The sequence below is a fragment of the Aeromonas sp. QDB11 genome, from assembly GCF_027705265.1.
Lineage (GTDB): Bacteria > Pseudomonadota > Gammaproteobacteria > Enterobacterales > Aeromonadaceae > Aeromonas > Aeromonas allosaccharophila.
Genome location: NZ_JAPDBM010000011.1, coordinates 56851 through 75340, shown reverse-complemented (window position 1 = coordinate 75340; position 18490 = coordinate 56851). Strand labels below are relative to the sequence as shown.

Annotated in this window: 19 protein-coding genes and 1 pseudogene; 15 read left to right on the top strand and 5 right to left on the bottom strand. The window is 61.8% G+C overall.

Annotated elements, in window-relative coordinates; translation table 11 throughout:
- The first annotated feature begins 24 nt into the window (after positions 1-24).
- The 4 genes from OKC40_RS05745 to OKC40_RS05730 all read left to right on the top strand — a co-directional run bounded on the left by OKC40_RS05745 (position 25) and on the right by OKC40_RS05730 (position 3778).
- Positions 25-894, top strand: coding sequence for an SDR family oxidoreductase (locus OKC40_RS05745; RefSeq protein ID WP_182938046.1), 870 nt, complete (start codon positions 25-27; stop codon positions 892-894).
- A 1-nt stretch (position 895) separates the two neighbouring features.
- Positions 896-1528 (top strand): tetratricopeptide repeat protein, encoded by a 633-nt coding sequence (locus OKC40_RS05740; RefSeq protein ID WP_182938047.1) that lies wholly within the window; start codon positions 896-898, stop codon positions 1526-1528.
- Between the two features lie 130 nt (positions 1529-1658).
- Entirely contained in the window at positions 1659-2345 is a 687-nt protein-coding gene (locus tag OKC40_RS05735; RefSeq protein ID WP_058053600.1) for a response regulator, read from the top strand.
- A complete protein-coding gene (locus OKC40_RS05730; protein WP_182938048.1) occupies positions 2342-3778 on the top strand; it encodes an ATP-binding protein in 1437 nt (478 codons plus the stop codon). The genes OKC40_RS05735 and OKC40_RS05730 overlap by 4 nt, the downstream gene beginning before the upstream one ends.
- A 34-nt stretch (positions 3779-3812) precedes the next feature.
- On the opposite strand, the gene rloA3 is transcribed toward OKC40_RS05730, so the two are convergent.
- The gene (rloA3, locus tag OKC40_RS05725; protein ID WP_182938049.1) at positions 3813-4313 is read right to left on the bottom strand and encodes a retropepsin-like aspartic peptidase RloA3; all 501 of its coding nucleotides are present in this window, start codon (positions 4311-4313) and stop codon (positions 3813-3815) included.
- 381 nt (positions 4314-4694) lie between these two features.
- Here rloA3 and OKC40_RS05720 point away from each other — a divergent pair, with 381 nt between their 5' ends.
- The 6 genes from OKC40_RS05720 (at position 4695) to OKC40_RS05695 (ending at position 10483) form a co-directional block, all read left to right on the top strand.
- On the top strand, positions 4695-5738 hold the full coding sequence (locus OKC40_RS05720; RefSeq protein WP_042658591.1) for a GMP reductase: 1044 nt from the start codon (positions 4695-4697) through the stop codon (positions 5736-5738).
- 200 nt (positions 5739-5938) lie between these two features.
- Positions 5939-7135 (top strand): elongation factor P maturation arginine rhamnosyltransferase EarP, encoded by a 1197-nt coding sequence (gene earP / locus OKC40_RS05715; protein WP_139710006.1) that lies wholly within the window; start codon positions 5939-5941, stop codon positions 7133-7135.
- Between the two features lie 45 nt (positions 7136-7180).
- Positions 7181-7747, top strand: coding sequence for an elongation factor P (efp, locus tag OKC40_RS05710; protein WP_033137526.1), 567 nt, complete (start codon positions 7181-7183; stop codon positions 7745-7747).
- A 140-nt stretch (positions 7748-7887) separates the two neighbouring features.
- Positions 7888-8508 carry a DUF2238 domain-containing protein gene (locus OKC40_RS05705; protein ID WP_270794445.1) on the top strand — a complete coding sequence of 207 codons (621 nt, stop codon included), beginning with the start codon at positions 7888-7890 and terminating at the stop codon, positions 8506-8508.
- Positions 8509-8616: 108 nt separating this feature from the next.
- A complete protein-coding gene (locus OKC40_RS05700; RefSeq protein WP_182938063.1) occupies positions 8617-9381 on the top strand; it encodes a DUF3530 family protein in 765 nt (254 codons plus the stop codon).
- A 145-nt stretch (positions 9382-9526) separates the two neighbouring features.
- Entirely contained in the window at positions 9527-10483 is a 957-nt protein-coding gene (locus OKC40_RS05695) for a D-2-hydroxyacid dehydrogenase (RefSeq protein ID WP_270794444.1), read from the top strand.
- Between the two features lie 96 nt (positions 10484-10579).
- Here the strand turns inward: OKC40_RS05695 and OKC40_RS05690 are convergent, their stop codons facing one another.
- Positions 10580-11062: a YMGG-like glycine zipper-containing protein gene (locus OKC40_RS05690; protein ID WP_075112260.1), complete on the bottom strand. Its 483-nt coding sequence runs from the start codon at positions 11060-11062 to the stop codon at positions 10580-10582.
- 276 nt (positions 11063-11338) lie between these two features.
- The gene (locus OKC40_RS05685; RefSeq protein WP_111805300.1) at positions 11339-12277 is read right to left on the bottom strand and encodes a LysR family transcriptional regulator; all 939 of its coding nucleotides are present in this window, start codon (positions 12275-12277) and stop codon (positions 11339-11341) included.
- A 135-nt stretch (positions 12278-12412) separates the two neighbouring features.
- Here OKC40_RS05685 and OKC40_RS05680 point away from each other — a divergent pair, with 135 nt between their 5' ends.
- The 5 genes and pseudogenes from OKC40_RS05680 to OKC40_RS05660 all read left to right on the top strand — a co-directional run bounded on the left by OKC40_RS05680 (position 12413) and on the right by OKC40_RS05660 (position 17371).
- Complete coding sequence (locus OKC40_RS05680) at positions 12413-14215, top strand: adenine deaminase (protein WP_182938065.1); 1803 nt, start codon at positions 12413-12415, stop codon at positions 14213-14215.
- A gap of 16 nt (positions 14216-14231) precedes the next feature.
- The gene (gene rihC, locus OKC40_RS05675) at positions 14232-15149 is read left to right on the top strand and encodes a ribonucleoside hydrolase RihC (RefSeq protein WP_234605598.1); all 918 of its coding nucleotides are present in this window, start codon (positions 14232-14234) and stop codon (positions 15147-15149) included.
- Between the two features lie 54 nt (positions 15150-15203).
- A pseudogene (locus OKC40_RS05670) lies at positions 15204-15470 on the top strand (C4-dicarboxylate transporter DcuC); the annotation flags it as partial.
- A 61-nt stretch (positions 15471-15531) separates the two neighbouring features.
- A complete protein-coding gene (dcuC, locus tag OKC40_RS05665) occupies positions 15532-16578 on the top strand; it encodes a C4-dicarboxylate transporter DcuC (protein ID WP_270794443.1) in 1047 nt (348 codons plus the stop codon).
- Positions 16579-16768: 190 nt separating this feature from the next.
- Entirely contained in the window at positions 16769-17371 is a 603-nt protein-coding gene (locus OKC40_RS05660; protein WP_182938068.1) for a nitroreductase family protein, read from the top strand.
- 108 nt (positions 17372-17479) lie between these two features.
- On the opposite strand, the gene OKC40_RS05655 is transcribed toward OKC40_RS05660, so the two are convergent.
- Together OKC40_RS05655 and OKC40_RS05650 are read right to left on the bottom strand one after the other, a co-directional pair.
- Positions 17480-18130, bottom strand: a complete 651-nt coding sequence (locus OKC40_RS05655) for an HAD-IA family hydrolase (RefSeq protein WP_182938069.1) — start codon at positions 18128-18130, stop codon at positions 17480-17482.
- Positions 18131-18162: 32 nt separating this feature from the next.
- Complete coding sequence (locus OKC40_RS05650) at positions 18163-18408, bottom strand: hypothetical protein (protein ID WP_182938070.1); 246 nt, start codon at positions 18406-18408, stop codon at positions 18163-18165.
- Between the last annotated feature and the right edge of the window lie 82 nt (positions 18409-18490).

Here is an 18490-nt window from a genome sequence, read left to right as displayed (position 1 = left end):
GACAGCAAAAAGGGAACCCACACCATGAACCTTGAAGGGAAACTCGTGCTGCTCACCGGCGCCAGCGGTGGCATAGGTGAAGAGCTGGCGCAGGAGCTGGCGGCCCAGGGGGCCCACCTGCTGCTGCACGGTCGCCGCGGTCCGGCGCTGGATCGGCTGTGCAAGTCACTGCCGCATCCCGAGCGCCATCAGGTGGTGCTCGCCGACCTCGGCTCTGCGCAGGAGCGGGCCAAGCTGTTGCAACACCCGGCGCTGGAGAACGGGCTCGACATCCTGATCAATAACGCCGGCTGCAACCAGTTTGCCTGGTTGGAAGATCAGAGCTTCGAACAGGTGGAGCGCCAGCTGCTGCTCAATATCGAGGCACCGATCCAGCTCACCCGGGTACTGCTGCCCAGATTGCGCAAGCCGGGGATCATCATGAACATGGGGTCGAGCCTGGGCAGCATCGGCTACCCCGGTTACAGCGTCTACTGCGCCAGCAAATTTGCCATGCGCGGCTTTAGCGAGGCGCTGGGACGGGAGCTCGAGGGCAGCGGCATCAAGGTGCTGCACTTCGCCCCGCGCGCCACCCGCACCAAGCTCAACTCCGAAGCCGCCTACGAGATGAATGCGGCGCTCGGCACCCAGACCGACAGCCCGCAAGAGGTGGCCGAAGAGGCCGTCATCGCCCTGTGCAACGAAACCCGCCGCAGCTGGCTCGGTTGGCCGGAAAAACTGTTCGTGCGGCTCAATGCCCTGCTGCCGGGCATTGTCGACAAGGCGCTGGCCAGACAGCTGTCAATTATCAAACGTTATGCCCGTCATCTTCAGCCAAGGACGACTGATACCAGCGCCAACAGTGCGCCACAACCAGACTTGTCCCGCCCGATCCCGACCAAGAAGGAGCATTAATATGAATTTTGTCCGTCAATCCGTGACCTCTTGTGCCATCGCCATCCTGCTGGGTTCCTCCTCGGTCATGGCCGCGGATGATGCCCTCGCGCCCATCCAGCAGCAGTGGGCCGTCTGCCAGTATCAACAGACCGGCAAGGCGAAAGAGAGCTGCCTCGAGACCCTGAGCACCCAGGCCGAAGCGGCCAGCGCCAAGGAGCCTTTTCGCGCCGATCTGCTGATCTGGTCTGCCATCGTCAAGAGCACCTGGGCGGGGGCCAAAGGGGGGCTGGGGGCACTGGGTCTGGTGAAAGAGGCCAAGGCCAAGCTGGAGCTGGCGCTCAAGCAGGATCCCAAGGCGCTGGATGGCTCTGCCTACACCAGTCTGGGCTCGCTCTACTATCAGGTGCCCGGCTGGCCGGTCGGCTTTGGCGATGACGAGAAGGCGGAGCAACTGCTCAAGCAGGCGCTGGCCATCAATCCGGATGGCATCGACCCCAACTTCTTCTATGGCGATTTCCTGCTGGATCAGGGTCGCAAGGCAGAGGCCAAAACCTACCTCGACAAGGCGCTGACCGCCCCGGCCCGCCCGGGCCGCGAAGTGGCCGATGAAGGGCGCAGAATGGAGATCCGCGAAAAACTGGCCAAGCTATAAATCCCTGATGGATCAAAGATCTATTTAAACTCTGCCCACCAGCTTGCATACTGGTGGGCAGCGTTGTTTATGCCACGGCAAGCCCTGGCGCTGAGCCACATCGCGACACCCAACAAACAGGGAGAAAAGAATGCGGATCCTGCTGGTAGAAGATGATGTGATGCTGGGGGATGGTATGCAGGATGCACTGCGCCATAGCGGCTACACGGTGGACTGGCTGCAACAGGGATTGCCCGCCCTGACGGCCCTCAAGAGCGACGAGTTCGCCGCCCTGATCCTCGATCTCAACCTGCCCGACATCGATGGCCTCAGCCTGCTGCGCAAGCTGCGCCGGGAGGGCCACCAGCTGCCGGTGCTGATCCTCACCGCCCGCGATGCGCTGGACGATCGGGTGATCGGCCTCGATGCCGGTTCTGACGACTACATGGTCAAGCCCTTCGCCCTGCAGGAACTCAACGCCCGCCTGCGCGCCCTGGTTCGCCGCAGCAAGGGGCAGGCCCAAGCGGTGCTGGAGTATGGCGATATCCTCATCTATCCCGAATCCCAGCAGGTCACCTATCAGGGGGAAGCGGTCAAACTCACCCCCCATGAATACAAGCTGCTGCAGGAGCTGATCAGCCAGAGCGGCCGGGTGCTGAGCAAGGATCAGCTGCAACAGAGCCTCTACGGCTGGGACGAAGGAGCCGAGAGCAACGCGGTAGAGGTGCATATCCACCATCTGCGCAAGAAGTTCTACAGCGACCTCATCCGCAATATTCGCGGGGTCGGCTACATCATTCCCCAGCTCGAACAGCCAAGCCGGACACCCGCACGATGAAACGTCCCCGCTCCATTCGCCGCTTTCTGCTCACCGGTATCCTGACGCTGGTGAGCCTGAGTCTCACCATCAGCGCCTTTATTGGCTACATGGAGGCGAGTCACGAGATGGAGGAGCTGTTTGATGCCCGCCTCGCCCAGTCGGCCCGCATCACCAACCAGCTGCTGGCCCGCTACATGGCCCAGCAGGGGAAACTGCCCGCCAACGGCACCGTCTATCAGGAGTGGGAGGCGCAAAATCCCGATGAGTGGCAAAAAGATCCCGGCCTCAACCTGACCGGCGAGGATCGGGAGATCACCCCTTACGGCCACGAGTTCGAACGCAATCTCTACTTCCAGCTGCTCGATGAAAAGGGCGGCCTGCTGCTGCGCGCCCCCAGCGCCCCGGAGCAGCCACTGGTCACCCTGGCCATCGGCTTCGACACGGTCGAAAAAGATCGTCACCAGTGGCGCACCTTCACCCTCTACAACCAGCAGGAGCAGACCTGGCTGGTGGTGGCGGAGCGGGATGACGAGCGCAGCGAACTGGCCAGCAAGATGGCCACCCTCACCATGCTGCCGCTGCTGATCACCCTGCCCTTCCTGCTGGCCCTGCTCTGGTGGCTCATCACCCGCGGGCTGGCCCCCCTGCGCCAGCTGGCCCAAGCCATCAGCGAACGTCACCCCGCCAACCTGAGCCCGCTCAGCCTCAAGGTAAGCGCTCAGGAGCTGACCCCGCTCACCAACGAGATCAACCGGTTGATGCTGGCGCTGGCGGAGACCATAGAGCGGGAGAAACAGTTCACCAACGAGGCGGCCCACGAGCTGCGTACCCCGCTGGCGGTGCTGCGCATCCACAGTGAAAATGCCCTAGCTGCCGAAGATGAAGTGAGCCGCCAACAGTCCCTGCACAAGATGCTGCAGGCCCTCGATCGCAGCGATCGGCTGATCCGCCAACTGCTGACCCAGGCCCGTATCGACAACCAGCAGGGGCTAGTATTGACCGAACTGGAGGTGGGTCACCTGCTGCAAGGCACCCTCGCGACCCTGGCTCCCATTGCCCTCAAGAAGGATCAGCAGCTGTCGCTGGAGTGTGAATTGCCGCTGCTGGTGATGGGGCAGGCCACCCTGCTCGACCTGCTGTTCAGCAACCTGATCGACAATGCGCTGCGCTACACCCAGCCGGAGGGCGAGATCAAGGTACGGGTACAGCGGGAGGGCAACCGGGTGAGGGTGGATGTGAGCGACAATGGCCCCGGCATTCCCGCCAGCGCCTTGCCCCGGCTGTGTGAACGCTTCTTTCGGGTCAATCCCCAGCAGGGGGATGGCGTCGGTCTCGGCATGGCCATTGTCTCACGCATCGCCCAGCTGCACGGCGCCGATCTCGATGTCCACAACCGTCCACAAGGGGGGCTGGAGGTCAGCGTCTGGCTACCGCTGCCACCAGAAAAATAGATGCCAAGGCGAGTTCGCCCACCATGGGGGCGGCTCACTCTTGGCGGCAGGCGGGCTGCACGGTAAAGGTTCGACTGGAATCCACCGGGCCCAGCTCCGCCAGCAGGCGGCGGCCCAGCAGCACCGGATAGATCATCTTGCTGCGATCCCGCAGGGTGAACCACTCCTCATACACCTTGTCCCCCAGACAGATGGACATGGTCACCGTTGGCCGCTGCTCCATGCCGCCTGCCCCGCGCACCGTCACGCTGCGCTCGACCCGCCGCTCGAACTGCTGTTTGACCAGTTTGCCGCTGTCGGCATCGGTCACCACCAGCATGAAGCGCACCCAGGACTTGCCATCCCGTTTGAATCTGGTGATGGAGCGAGCATCGAGGGAAGAGGTGAGCGCACCGGTGTCGAGTTTCATCTTCACCGCCACGCCGGTAGGCAAAATAAGTCCCTTCTCAATCCAGCCATAGCTGGTCGGGGTCTCTGCCAGCGCACTGCCACACAGTGCCAGCATCAGGGTCATTCCCACCATCATCTTGCCCATTTTACGGTCCTGCCTTGTCAATCCTGCGCCCAGATCTACCACAGTCGCCTCGGGGGTCAATCCGATTTATTTCAGTGAGTTGGATAATGCCGGGCGGATCAGAAGAGAGGCGACAAGGAGTGGCCAAACGGCGGCCCAAGCGGACGGGAATATCGATGGGGAGCAAGGCACCGGGCGGTGCTGGATGAAACTGGTGGTTAACCTCAGGTTGTGACGCCAAAGGCTACCACAACAGTGAGTGAATTATCAGTCTTGTTCTGACGGGATTTTTGCCTACACTGTTGTAAACCGGAGGGCCTGAAAACCACCGGTTTTTTTGCGCCTGCCGAAAATTTGCCACTGCAAAAGTGACTTTCAACAAGGCTCAATAAGGAATTTGTAATGCGTATCGAAGAAGACTTGAAGCTCGGTTTCAAGGATGTCCTGTTCCGCCCCAAGCGCTCTACTCTCAAGAGCCGTTCCCAAGTCAGCCTGACCCGTCAGTTCACCTTCAAGCACACCCAGACTCAATGGCAAGGCGTTCCCGTTATCGCCGCCAACATGGATACCGTCGGCAGCTTCGCCATGGCCAGAACCCTGGCTGGCTTCGAGATGATGACCGCAGTCCACAAACACTACAGCCTTGAGCAGTGGCAAACCTTCGTCAACGAAACCGATCCGGCGCTGCTGGGCCATGTGATGGTATCGACCGGCACCTCGCCCGATGACTTCACCAAGACCCGCCAGATCCTCGCCATGTCCGAAGCACTGCGCTTCATCTGCGTTGACGTGGCCAACGGCTACTCCGAGCACTTCGTCGAGTTTGTGCGCAAAATCCGTGACGCCTGCCCCAACCACGTCATTCTGGCGGGCAACGTGGTGACCGGCGAGATGGTGGAAGAGCTGATCCTCTCCGGCGCCGACATCGTCAAGGTCGGCATCGGCCCGGGCTCTGTCTGCACCACTCGCGTCAAAACCGGCGTCGGCTATCCGCAGCTCTCTGCCATCATCGAGTGTGCCGATGCGGCCCACGGCCTCGGCGGCCAGATCGTCGGTGACGGCGGCTGCACCTGCCCGGGCGACGTCGCCAAAGCGTTCGGCGGCGGCGCCGACTTCGTGATGCTGGGCGGCATGCTGGCAGCCCACGAAGAGTGCGGTGGCGAGATCGTCGATGTGAACGGCGAGCCCTTCATGAAGTTCTACGGCATGAGCTCCTCCAGCGCCATGGACAAGCACGCAGGTGGCGTTGCCGAGTATCGTGCCTCAGAAGGCAAGATGGTGCTGCTGCCCTATCGCGGCCCGGTCGAAAATGCGGTGCGCGACATTCTGGGCGGCGTGCGCTCCACCTGCACCTACGTCGGCGCCAGCCAACTCAAGGAACTCACCAAGCGCACCACCTTTATCCGGGTACGCGAGCAAGAGAACAACGTCTACGGCAAGGAGTAAACCTGGTTTATCTGCTTTACCGCCAGCTTAAAGAGATCAACAAAGCACACACCACCTTTATCCGGGTACGTGAGCAAGAAAACAACGTCTACGGCAAGGAGTAACCTGCCACAGACCGCCGTCACGCGCTGACGGTTAGAAGCCAGCCAACCGGTGTGCTACCCTGCGCACCGGTTTTTTTGCATCTGGGATCCCGAGCCATGACCACTCCTCTGCCCCCGTTTGACTGGGATATCTTCTGTTGTGTCGTCGACAACTTCGGTGACATCGGCGTCACCTGGCGACTCGCCCGTCAGCTAAAGCGGGAGGGAAAGCTCCCCACCCACGGCAATGATATCCAGGTGCGGCTCTGGGTGGACGATCTGGCCAGTTTTGCCCGCATCTGTCCGGGACTGGATCCGGCGCAAGATGGCCAGTGGGTCGAGGGCATCTATATCCAGCACTGGCATGAAACCCTGCCCGCCGATGCCACACCGGCCACCGTGGTGATCGAGGCCTTTGCCTGCGAGCTGCCCGCCCCCTTTATCGAAGGGATGGCGAGCCAACCCAAGCCCCCCTGCTGGATCAATCTGGAGTACCTCTCGGCAGAGAGCTGGGTCGAGGATTGCCACGCCCTCGCCTCGCCCCAGCGAGTGGGCAACCAGAGCCTCAACAAATATTTCTTCTTCCCGGGCTTTACGGCTAAAACCGGTGGCCTTTTGTGCGAGCAGGGGCTCATCGCCGAGCGGGAACAGTGGCAACAGGATAAGGCTGGCCTTGCCGCCTACTGGGCCAGCCTTGGATTGCCAGAACAACAAGATAACGAGCTGCGGGTCAGCCTCTTTACCTACGAGAGCGATGCGCTGGTAACTCTGGTCGAGAGCTGGTGCCAGAGCGCCACGCCCGTCACCCTGCTGCTGCCGCTGGGGCGCTCGCTGCAGGATGTGCTGCGCGGCGCAGGCCTTGAAGGCGCCATCACCACCGCCAAGGCGGGGGATCTGCTTCACTCGGGCAACCTCACCATCAAGCTGCTGCCGATGACCGATCAGGCCGGTTACGATCGGCTGCTGTGGAGCTGCGATCTCAATCTGGTGCGCGGGGAGGACTCCTTCGTGCGGGCCCAGTGGGCAGCCCGTCCTTTCCTCTGGCACATCTACCAGCAGGAGGATGAGGCTCATCTGGTCAAGCTGGAGCAGTTCCTCGACCACTATCTCGCTGATCTGCCCGCCGAATGTGCTCAATGGCTGCGCCGGTTCAATCTGGCCCTCAATCGTGGGGAAGAGTGCAGCGAACTTTGGGCCCAATGGTCCCGATATAGCGCCATTTGGCAGCAACATGGGCGAAGCTGGTCACAGAAGTTGCTACGGGACGGGGATCTCGTCACTCGGTTGGTGAAATTTTTAGAAAGCCGTATATAATCTGGCAGTTTTTATCCGTCCGTTTCACGAACAGGAATTTTTTACATGAAAACCGCACAGGAAATCCGCGCTGGTAACGTAGTCATGATCGGCACCGAGCCGATGGTGGTTCAGAAGGCTGAATTCAACAAATCCGGCCGTAACTCCGCCGTGGTCAAAATGAAGCTGAAGGGCCTGCTGAACGGCAGCGCGACCGAGACCGTCTTCAAGGCCGACGACAAGCTGGACGTAGTTCAGTTGGAACGTAAAGAGTGCACCTACTCCTACTTCTCCGATCCCCTGTATGTCTTTATGGACACCGAGTACAACCAGTACGACGTAGAGAAAGATAACCTGGGTGACGTGCTGAACTACCTGGTAGACGGCATGGAAGACATCTGCGAAGTGACTTTCTACAACGAGAAAGCCATCTCCGTAGAACTGCCGACCACCATCGTACGCGAAGTTGAGTACACCGAGCCGGCTGCCCGTGGCGACACCTCCGGTAAAGTGACCAAGCCTGCCCGTCTGAAAGGCACCACCTACGAGCTGGCTGTTGCCGCCTTCGTAGAGATCGGTGACAAGATCGAAATCGACAGCCGCACCGGCGAATTCAAGCGTCGCGTCAACTAATTGACCGCAATGCGTTGAATGAAGAAAGCGAGCCACCGGCTCGCTTTTTTTATTGTGGGCTCTCCCGGCGGCTGTATTCTGTACACCAACATGGCTAAATGGTGCCATGCATGCCAACTCTTGCCCGAGTGATACCCCATATGACATTGACCACCAAAATCCTCTTGCTGCTGGCCACCTTGCTCCTGCTGGCGCTCTCGGGCTGGCAACCTTATGACAGGGCAACCTGGCTGATGGAGGTCGCGCCGGTGATCATCACCATCCCATTGCTGCTGCTGACCCATCGCACGTTTCCCCTCACCAGCCTGCTCTATCTCTGCATCTTCCTCCATGCCATGGTCTTGATGCTGGGAGGCGCCTATACCTACGCCCGCGTGCCGCTCGGTTTCGAACTGCAACAGTGGTTGGAACTTGGCCGCAACCCTTATGACAAGATTGGTCACTTCTTTCAGGGGTTTGTGCCCGCCCTGGCCTGTCGGGAGATCCTGCTGCGCGGCGGATATGTACAAGGAGGCCGCATGCTGGCGTTTCTGGTGGTCTGCGTGGTGCTCGCCATCAGCGCCACCTATGAATTTATCGAGTGGGGAGCGGCACTGGCGCTGGGTCAGGGAGCCGACGAGTTTCTCGGCACCCAGGGAGCCCCCTGGGATACCCAATCCGATATGTTCTTCGCCCTGATCGGTGCCGTAGCCGCCCAGTTGTTGCTCTCGCGCCTGCACGACAGGCAGCTGAACGGTCTCTCTTCACACCGCCACCGATAGGGGAGCACGCAACCTCTCCCGAACGGCACGAGACTCCCCCAGCGGGGGAGCCTCCTCTCAAGAAAATCCCGCTGCCGCCGCTAACCCAGATAACCGGGGGAGCATACTATGGCCAGATTATCCTTATCACTGCTGTTATTGACCTTGCTGGCTGGCCATGGGGCAGAGGCGAGCGAGGTCGCGCCCCCCGTTGCCGAACCACTGCCCCTCGACTACTGGCAAGCCAGCGACTGGAAAGGGCTGCCCGATGCCACCCGGATCGACAAGCAGACGGTATTGTTCGCCAAACACGACAGTGAAAACTATCTGGGACTGGCCATTTTACTGCCCGACTGGCAGCGCAGCGGCCAACTGTGGCAACTGACCCGCGCCCTCGGCCAGCTGGGCTTTGATACCCTGCTGCTGCTCCCCTCCCCCCAGCAGACAGAATTGGACCCCGCCGCCGAGAAAAAAGCGAAAAACAGCGATGAATTTCGCAAGCAGTTTGCCGAGCGGATCAGCAAGCTGGCCGATGCCAAGCTGCAGGAGGGGGGCTTCAAGCTGATCCTGGCGCAAGGTACCGGCGCCGCCTGGACTGCCAACCTCATCGCCAGCGAACAGTTGCCCGCCCCCGATGCGCTGGTGCTGCTCGACGGCTTCTTCCCCAACCAGCAGAGCAACCAGACCCTGGCCAAACAGGTGGCTCAGGCGGCCATCCCCACCCTCGATCTCTATCAGGAGGATGGCGGCCGCTGGCCCCTGCTGGCCGCCGAGGCCCGCAAAAGCGAAAGCCGCCGCAGCCACAAGCTCAACTATCGCCCCTACGCCCTGATGGAACTGGAGGAGACCCCCTCCCGCATCCAGGGTTGGCTCAACCATCTGGGCTGGCTCTAAACCGGCCGCCACCGTGGCGCAACAAAGCGCGCGCCAGCTCACATCTGCCGGATAAAGCGCCACCCTGGCACAGCGACAGGCTGGCCCTGACTGCATCCTCTTTGGCATCATGGCTCCTCGAACCTGAACAATGGCAGGAAGGTCCATGCAGCAAATCGTATTTCTCGACAGCGATACCCTGGATGCGGGCATCACCCTGCATCACCCCGACTTCCCCCATCACTGGCAGAGCTATCCGCGTACCGCCCCGGAACAGGTGGTAGGGCGGCTCAAAGATGCCCGCATCGCCATCATCAACAAGGTGCGGATCGGCGCCGCCGAGCTGGCCCAACTGCCGGAGCTGAAACTCATCGCGCTGGCCGCCACCGGCAGCGACAACGTGGATCTGGAAGCGTGCCGCGCCGCCAACGTCGGGGTATGCAACATCCGCAACTACTCGGGCCCCTCGGTACCGGAGCACGCCATGGCACTGATGCTGGCCCTGTCGCGCAACCTCTTCTGCTGGCGCCAGTCGCTGTTGGAGGGGCGCTGGCAACAGAGCGGCCAGTTCTGCTTCTTCGACCACAACATCATGGATCTGCATGGCAAGCAGCTCGGCATCATCGGCAAGGGGACGCTCGGTCAGGCGCTCGGCGAGCGGGCCAAAGGGATGGGGATGACGGTGCGCTACGCCCAGAGTCAGGTCGGCGCCAGCCACGACGAGGATCGTCTGCCACTCGACGAGTTGCTGCAAAGTTCAGACGTCATCAGCCTGCACTGCCCGCTCACCCCCTACACCCACAACCTGATTGGCGAGCGGGAGCTGGATCTGATGAAACCGGGCGCTTTGCTGATCAACGTCGGCCGGGGTGGTCTGGTGGATGAAGAGGCGCTGCTGCAAGCGCTGGCCAACGGTCGGCTCGGCGGCGCCGGTTTCGATGTGGCGAGCGTCGAGCCGCCGCCCCCCGACCATCCCTTGATGAAGGCGCTGCAATACCCGCACTTCATTCTGACCCCTCATGTGGCGTGGGCCAGTGAGGAGTCGATGCAACGTCTCGCCGATCAGCTGATCGACAACATCAACGCCTTTGCCGCCGGTCGCCGCCAGCACCGGCTGGTGTGACCGCGCGCGCTGGTAACCGCAAAATCAGGTGACCAGACCATGCAAAACGGGGCCAACAGACCCCGTTTTGCATCTTCCGCATTCACTGCGCACGCATCAATCGTCGTCGTGCCATCTGTGCTTCTTATGCTTTTTGTGCTTCTTGTGGTGTTTGTGATGGTGATGATCATCGTCGTCATCGTAATAGCGATCCTGACTCTTGTGACCATCGCCGGTTTTGGCGCCGATGGCCGAACCACCCGCCCCGCCGACCCCGGCGCCGATCAGTTGACCGGTATCACCGCCGACACTCTTGCCGATAGCGGCACCGCCCAGCGCCCCCACCGCGCCGCCAAGGGCCGCTTCATTCTTGTTACCCTTATTGGCCGTCGCCGCGCCACCAGCAGCGCCGCCCAACGCAGCCCCCACCAACGCGCCGGTATCACCCCCCAGCTCCTTGCCGATCATGGTGCCCGCCACCCCGCCCGCCCCGCCACCGAGAATGGTGTTGAGGGTTTCCGAACCGTGGGCTGCCGTGCTGCCCAGCAATAACGCCCCCAGCAGAGCCAGAGCGCCGATGCCACGCGTATTCATCTCCATGGGTACTCCTGTCAAACCTGATTAATTTCCTCTGCACTATACAAACCGGCAGGCAGCAAACCAGTGGGGGGCTGGCGGCAAGTAGACAATCAGTTGAAGCCCGGCAATGAGCGTGACTGGCAAGCTCGAATTCAATCGATTGAATAACCACAAGAAAATTTCCATTTCACAGCAATGGCGCGTCCCTCGGCAGGGCCAGGAGACTGTCGCAGCCCCACCCAGACTGCTGGCGTTCGGACAGCTCCTGTCACCTGCACGGGGCTTGCGAGCGCAATCTCAGCTGGGCTGGCTGTTCAGCTGCTCGATGATGGTGCTGCGCAGCAGGGCGCGCCCCTCGTCGATGCGGGTCGACCGGGAGAGTCCCTTAGCCCACATCAGAGCCAGGGTGCGGCTCAGCACCGGTTCATGCAGCGCCACGACCTTGAGCTGGGGATCACAGAGATGGGCAGTATAGAGTCTGGGCAGGATGGCGATGGCTAACCCCGAACGCACCAAACCGTGCAGGGTCTCGACATAGTCGGTGGTGTATCTGGGCTTGAGTCCCGGCAACTGGCTCTGGGCCAGCCCGTTGACCTGTCGGCTGACGTTACCTCTGGCAAACAGGGCGATATCGCGGTGAGCCAGCTGCTGCCAGCAGAGCACCGCCTCCGTTGCCAGCTGATCTTGCCGGTTGACCACCGCCACCAGCGCATCGTCCAGCAGCGGCGTAACCTCCAGCGAATCAGGTAACTCGCCATCCAGCACGCCAATCCCCGCATCCAGCGCCCCCTCGGCCAGCGCCTGCAACAGACCATCGTTGGTGTGATCCTGAAACTCGACCCGCAATCCCGGGAACTGCTGCTGCAGACGGGCGGCCGCCAGAGGAAACATCAGGGCACAGGCCGACGGTATCAGACCAATGCGCAGGGAGCCATCGCCCCCTTCGGCCATCACCTGCCGCATGTCAGCAAAAGCGGCGTGAGCCACATTGAGCAGCCCCTTGGCGTGAGGCAGGATCGCCTCCCCCTGTTCGGTCAGGGTGACCGCCTGCGCGGTGCGGTGAAACAGTTTGCCGCCAAGCACAGATTCAATCTGGCGCAGGGCACTGCTCAGGGCGGGCTGGCTGATGGCCATCTGATTGGCCGTTTCGGTAAAGTGGCGCAGCTGGGCCAGAGTGACAAAATACTGGATCTGCTTGAGAGAGAGCGCAGGCAGACGGCGCCAGGGTTCAGACATGGAGGAGACAACCGGAGAAAAACGTTTGCAGCAGCATAACCCTTTCTTATCCAGTTATAAATTCTTTGCGCTATGCACGAGCCAATCCCCTCCCTAAAGTGGGCCCATTATTCCCCTTGTCAGGCCATCTCCTTCATGTGTGAACAAGATGCATCCCTCAACTTGCGCCGCCGCGCCGTGCAGGCGGCCCTCGGCGAAGCCCCCTTCGATCTGCAGCTGACCAACGCCAACCTGATCGACATGGTGACCGGTGAGATCCGCCCCGTCGACGTTGGGCTGGTCGGCCCGCTGATCGCCAGCGTCCATCCGATCGGTACCTTCCAGCAGGCAAGCGAGACCCACGATCTGGCTGGCGCCTATCTCTCGCCCGGTCTTATCGACAGCCATGTCCATGTGGAGAGCTCCCACCTGACGCCGGAGCGCTACGCCGATGTGGTGGTCGCGCAGGGCACCACCACCATCTTTTGGGATCCCCACGAGCTGGCCAATGTGCTCGGGCTTGCGGGGGTGCGCTATGCCATCGACGCCAGCCGCAATCTGCCGCTGCGGGTCATCTGCGCCGCCCCCTCCAGCGTTCCCTCGACGCCGGGTCTCGAGATGTCGGGCGCCGACTTCCACGGTCCCGAGATGGCCACCATGCTGGAGTGGCCGGAGGTGGCGGGGATCGCCGAGGTGATGGACATGCAGGGGGTGCTGGACGGCAGCGAGCGGATGACCGGCATTCTGCACGCCGGTTTGCAGCGCAATGCCCTGATTGAGGGACATGCCCGGGGCTTGTGTGGTCACCGGCTGCAGGCCTATCTGGCCGCCGGAGTCAGCTCGGATCACGAACTCACCTCGGCTGCCGATGCGCTGGAGAAGCTGCGGGCTGGCCTCACCCTGCAGCTGCGCGGCTCCCACCCCTATCTGCTGCCGGAGATCGTCGCGGCGCTGAAACAGCTGCCCCACCTCTCCTCCCAAATCACCCTCTGTACCGACGATGTGCCGCCCGACATGCTACTGGAGAAGGGGGGCATGATTGCGCTGGTCAAACTGCTGGCAGAGCTTGGGCTGGCGGTGCCCGACGTGCTGCGGATGGCCACCCTCAATGCCGCTATCCGCCTGCAGCGCAACAATCTGGGGCTAATTGCCGCTGGCCGCAACGCCGACCTGGTGGTGTTCGACAACCTCACCGATCTTAACCCGCTCTGCGTCTACAGCGGCGGCCAGCGGGTCGCCCGCCATGGCGCCATTCTCAAACCCTCCGAGCCTGTCGCTGGTTGTCAGGCACCGCGCGATACCATGCAGATCCCCCTGCGCACGCAGGAGGACTTCGTCATCCGGGTGCCCGGGCTGGCTGCGGGTCGTGCCCGCTTCAAGACCATCAAGGGGGCTCGCTTCACCCAGTGGAGTGAAACCGAGGTTGAGGTTCGGGATGGCCAGGTGATTGTGCCTGCGGGATTTAGCCTCATCTCGGTGCAACACCGCCATGGCCGCCATCAGGCGGGCACCCGGCTGGCGCTGCTGGAGGGGTGGGGCGAGCTGCAAGGGGCCATCGCCACCAGCTACTCCCACGACTCCCACAATCTGGTGGTGCTGGGGCGCGCCCCGCAAGAGATGATGCTGGCCGCCAACACCCTGATCGCCAGCGGAGGCGGCATGGCGGTCGTCCAGCAGGGTAAGGTACTGGCCCACGTCGCCATGCCCATCGCGGGTATGCTCTCCGACCTGCCAGCCAGCGAGCTGGCCGCCAGCTTCCACGCCCTGCGAGAAGTGAGCGGCAAGGTGGTGGAGTGGGAGCCCCCCTACCGGGTCTTCAAGGCCATTGAGGGAACCTGCCTTGCCTGCAATGCGGGGCCCCATCTGACCGATCTCGGCCTCACCGACGGCCTGACCCGCGAGATTGTCGACCCTTTCATCTGCTGCTGGCCCCACGCCGATGCCCGCCAAGCCGATTAACACCGAGGAGAACAGCGTGAACCCTGTCGCCATTATTCTGGATACCGACCCCGGCATCGATGATGCCGTTGCCATCGCCGCCGCCCTGTTTCATCCCGGGATCGAGCTGGCGCTCATCACCACGGTCGCCGGCAATGTCGATGTCAGCAAGACCACCCGCAACACCCTGCGCCTGCTGCACTTTTTCGACAAAGAGGTGCCAGTGGCGCAGGGGGCCAGCCAGCCTCTGGTGCGCCCCCTCGACAATGCCAGCCACATCCACGGCCACTCCGGCCTCGATGGTTACGAGTTTGCCGAGCCAGGGCAACAGCCGCTGCCGGAGCATGCCGTCGAAGCCATGAAGGCCACCCTGCTCGCCAGCAAACAGCCCATGACGCTGGTGCCCATCGGGCCGCTGACCAATATCGCCCTGCTGCTCACCCTGCACCCCGAGTGTCGGGAGAAGATCGCGCGGATCGTGCTGATGGGCGGCTCGGCCGGTCGGGGCAACCACACCCCCAATGCCGAGTTCAATATCTACGTGGATCCGGAAGCGGCCCACATCGTCTTCAGCAGCGGCCTGCCCATCGTGATGTGCGGGCTGGATGTCACCAGCCGAGCCACCCTGACCGGCGAGATGATTGCAGCGCTGCCCGCCCTCAACCGCACCGGCGCCATGCTCCACGCCCTGTTCGGCCACTATCGTGGTGGCAGCATGCAGACCGGGCTCAAGATGCACGATCTCTGCGCCATTGCCTATCTGGTGCGCCCCGACCTCTTTATCACCCGGGCCTGCCATGTGGCCATCGAGACACGGGGTGAACACACCCTGGGCACCACCTCGGTGGATATCAACAACCGGCTCAAGCGAGTGCCCAACGCCGAGGTGTGCCTCGATATCGACGTGCCCGGATTCAGAGCCTGGTGCATGGAGACCCTTGCCCGCGCCATCTGATCCCGAACCGCCAGCTCGCTGGCCCATTCACATCAAGAAGAGAGTGTTGGAAACATGCTGGAAATAATTGTCAGCACCCTGATCCTGGTCATCTGCGGCTATCTCATCGCCAAAAACTACGATGCCAAGATAGTGCTGTTCGCGGCAGGCCTGCTGTTGATGTTCGCCGCCGTCGGACTGGGCCACCCGCTGTTGCCTGCAGCCGAGAGCAGTGGCCTCAGCTGGCTTGACCCCTTTGTCCAGATCAAGAAGATCTTCATCAGCCAGATGGGCAATGTCGGCCTCACCATCATGGTGCTGTTCGGCTTCTCCAGCTACATGAGCCACATCGGTGCCAACGACGTCACCGTCATGCTGCTCACCCGCCCCTTGAGCCGCATCCTTGAGCCGCATCCGCTCCCCCTACCTGCTGGTACCGGTGATTTTCCTCTTGGGCAACCTGCTCTCCTTGGTAGTGCCGAGCGCTGCCAGTCTGGCGGTGCTGCTGATGGCGACCCTCTATCCGGTGCTCAAGGCGTCGAACATGTCCTCCCTCACCGCCGGGGCCGTCATCGCCACCACTGCCACCATCATGCCCAGCCCGCTCGGGGCCGATAACGTGCTGGCCGCCCAGAAGCTGGGCATCCCGCTGGTGGAGTACATCGTCTCCTACCACGCCCCCATCTCGCTGCCGACGCTGGCGTTGATGGCGGTGGTGCACTACTTCTGGCAGAAGGCGATGGACAAGCGACAGCAGGCGCGCGGCGGACTGGAAGAAAAAGAAGAATCGCTCGCCGTGCCGACCGGGCTGCCACCCGCCTACTACGGCCTCTTTCCGGTGCTGCCACTGGTGCTGGTACTGCTGTTCGGCATCTGCTTTACCCATATCTCGCTCGGGCTGGTGGAGATCACCTTCGTCTGCCTGCTGCTCACCATAGGTGTGGAGCTGCTGCGCAAAGGCAATCTCAAGGAGACCAGCAAAGAGTTCGCCATCTTCTTTACCGGCATGGGCACAGGTCTGGCTCAGGTGGTCTCGCTCATCGTGGCAGCCAGCATGCTGGTGGAGGGGCTCAAAGCCATCGGCATCATCGATACCCTGGTGGACAGCGTGAAGCACATCGACGGAGTCGGCTCCATCCTGATGTTCTTCTTCTCCGGCACGGCGGCGCTGATCGGCTTTATCAGCGGCAGCGGGCTGGCGGTCTTCTACTCCTTTATCAATATCATTCCCGAGATCACCGAGAAGGTAGGGGTCAACAGCGTCGCGGTGGCCCTGCCGATGCAGCTCACTGCCAACCTGATCCGCTCCATGTCGCCGGTCGCCGCCGTGATCATCGTCATCGCCTCGATCACCGGTAGCAACCCTATCGAGATCATCAAGCGCACCTCGGTGCCCATCATCTCGGGCATCATCTGCTGCATGACCCTCTCCTACCTGCTGTTCAGCTAAACTAGCTCCGTCTGCTGGCGATCAATCAGGTCGCCTGCAGACGGTTTTTTACCCTCGGTTGAAAGTGAACCCACTGCATGTAAACGACCGGAAGATAATCGGGTGGTATAGTCTATAACTTGAGCGATTGGAGCCGGATGGCCTTGCTGCCAGCGCCGAAGATGACTATCAGGCAAACAAAGGAGATGTTATGAGCAGTCCGTTTATCGAGCAGATCAAAGCACGTCGTACCATCTATGCCCTGGGTGACCAGGTGTCCCATACGCCGGAACAGCTGACGGCCCTGATCCAGGATGCCATCAGGCACAGCCCCTCCTCCTTCAACTCCCAGAGCTCCCGCGCCGTCATTCTGTTTGGCGCCCAACACCACAAGCTGTGGGATATGGTCAAAGCCGAGCTGAAAAAGATCGTGCCGCCGGAAGCCTATGCCCAGAGTGAGGCCAAGGTGGATGGCAGCTTCCGCGCAGGCTTTGGCACAGTGCTGTTCTTCGAGGACACCGACGTCATCAAGGATCTGCAGCAAAAATTCGCGCTGTATGCCGACAACTTCCCCGTCTGGTCAGAACATGCCACCGGCATCGCCCAGTTTGCGGTCTGGACGACGCTGGCTCAGGAGAAGATCGGCGCATCCCTGCAGCACTACAACCCACTCATCGACGAGGCGGTACGCAAGGAGTGGAACCTGCCCGCCAGCTGGCTGCTGCGCGCCCAGATGCCCTTTGGCAGCATCAAACAAGCGGCCGGAGAGAAAACCTTTATCGACGACGCAACCCGTTTTCGCGTCTTCAAATAACCGTTGAGATAGCAAAACACCCCCGCAGTTTGGGGGCGTTTTTATTACGGCAGGCAGCGCTGATGGCTCATGCCGCAATATGTGGCCGCGGCTCATTCTCTTAGGCGCTCAGGCGGGCAACGTCACCAGCAAGGACGTCTCTCCAAGTTCCACCTTCACCTCGCGCCAGTCGCGGATCACCGCCACCACCGCCGGATTGAGCGGCGCATCGCCCCCTACCTGCACCACGGTGCAACCTGCACGCAGGGCGCTCTCGATACCAGCCGGTGCATCCTCGAACACCAGACAGCGAGCGGGCGGTACGCCCAGCCGCTCGGCCCCCAGCAGATAGGGTTCGGGATCGGGTTTGCCATTGATCACGGCTTCGGCCCCCACCAGCAGGTTGGGCAGCGGCAAACCGGCACAATTCAGGCGATGGCAAGCAACCCGCTCACTGGCGGAGGTCACGATGGCCCAGCTCTGGGGCGGCAAGCGGCGCAACAACTCGCCAGCTCCGGCGATGGCATCGCCGCCGGTATGTTCCATCTCCAGCTCGTCAAGGCGCACCGCCTCCCGCTCCACATCCAGTTGCGGGGCCAGCGCACGGATCACCTCCCGCGAGCGCATGCCGTGGCACATCGCCAGCACCGGCTCGGGGGCCAGCTGATGATGCTGGCACCAGAGCCGCCACACCTTCTCCACATCACCGGTCGAGCAGACCAGGGTACCGTCCATATCGAGCAGCAGGGCGGCGACCACCACGGTTTTTGTGCCGCTCATACAAACGCTCGGTTTGCTACTCATGCCGGTAATCATGCCGATACTCCCGTCAGCTCGGGCGCAGCACCAGAGAGCGCATCGGCAAAGGCCTGCTGCTGGGCGGCACGCTCATAACAGGACAGCGCCTGCTCGGCACTGCCAGCCCACACTTGCATGGGGCCGACCACAAACCCCTGTTGCAACAGGCTGGCGAGCAGCTCCCCCGTCTCCGGGGCCGCCAATGGCTGGGCCAGCACCAGCGTGCCCTTGATCAAAAAGAGATAGCGTTGGGTAGACATGATATGGCTCCTTGTTCCGGTTCTGAGGAGGGAGGCGCCCCCCTTGCCAAGCCATTAGAACAAGGCGATTAGATAATTTATA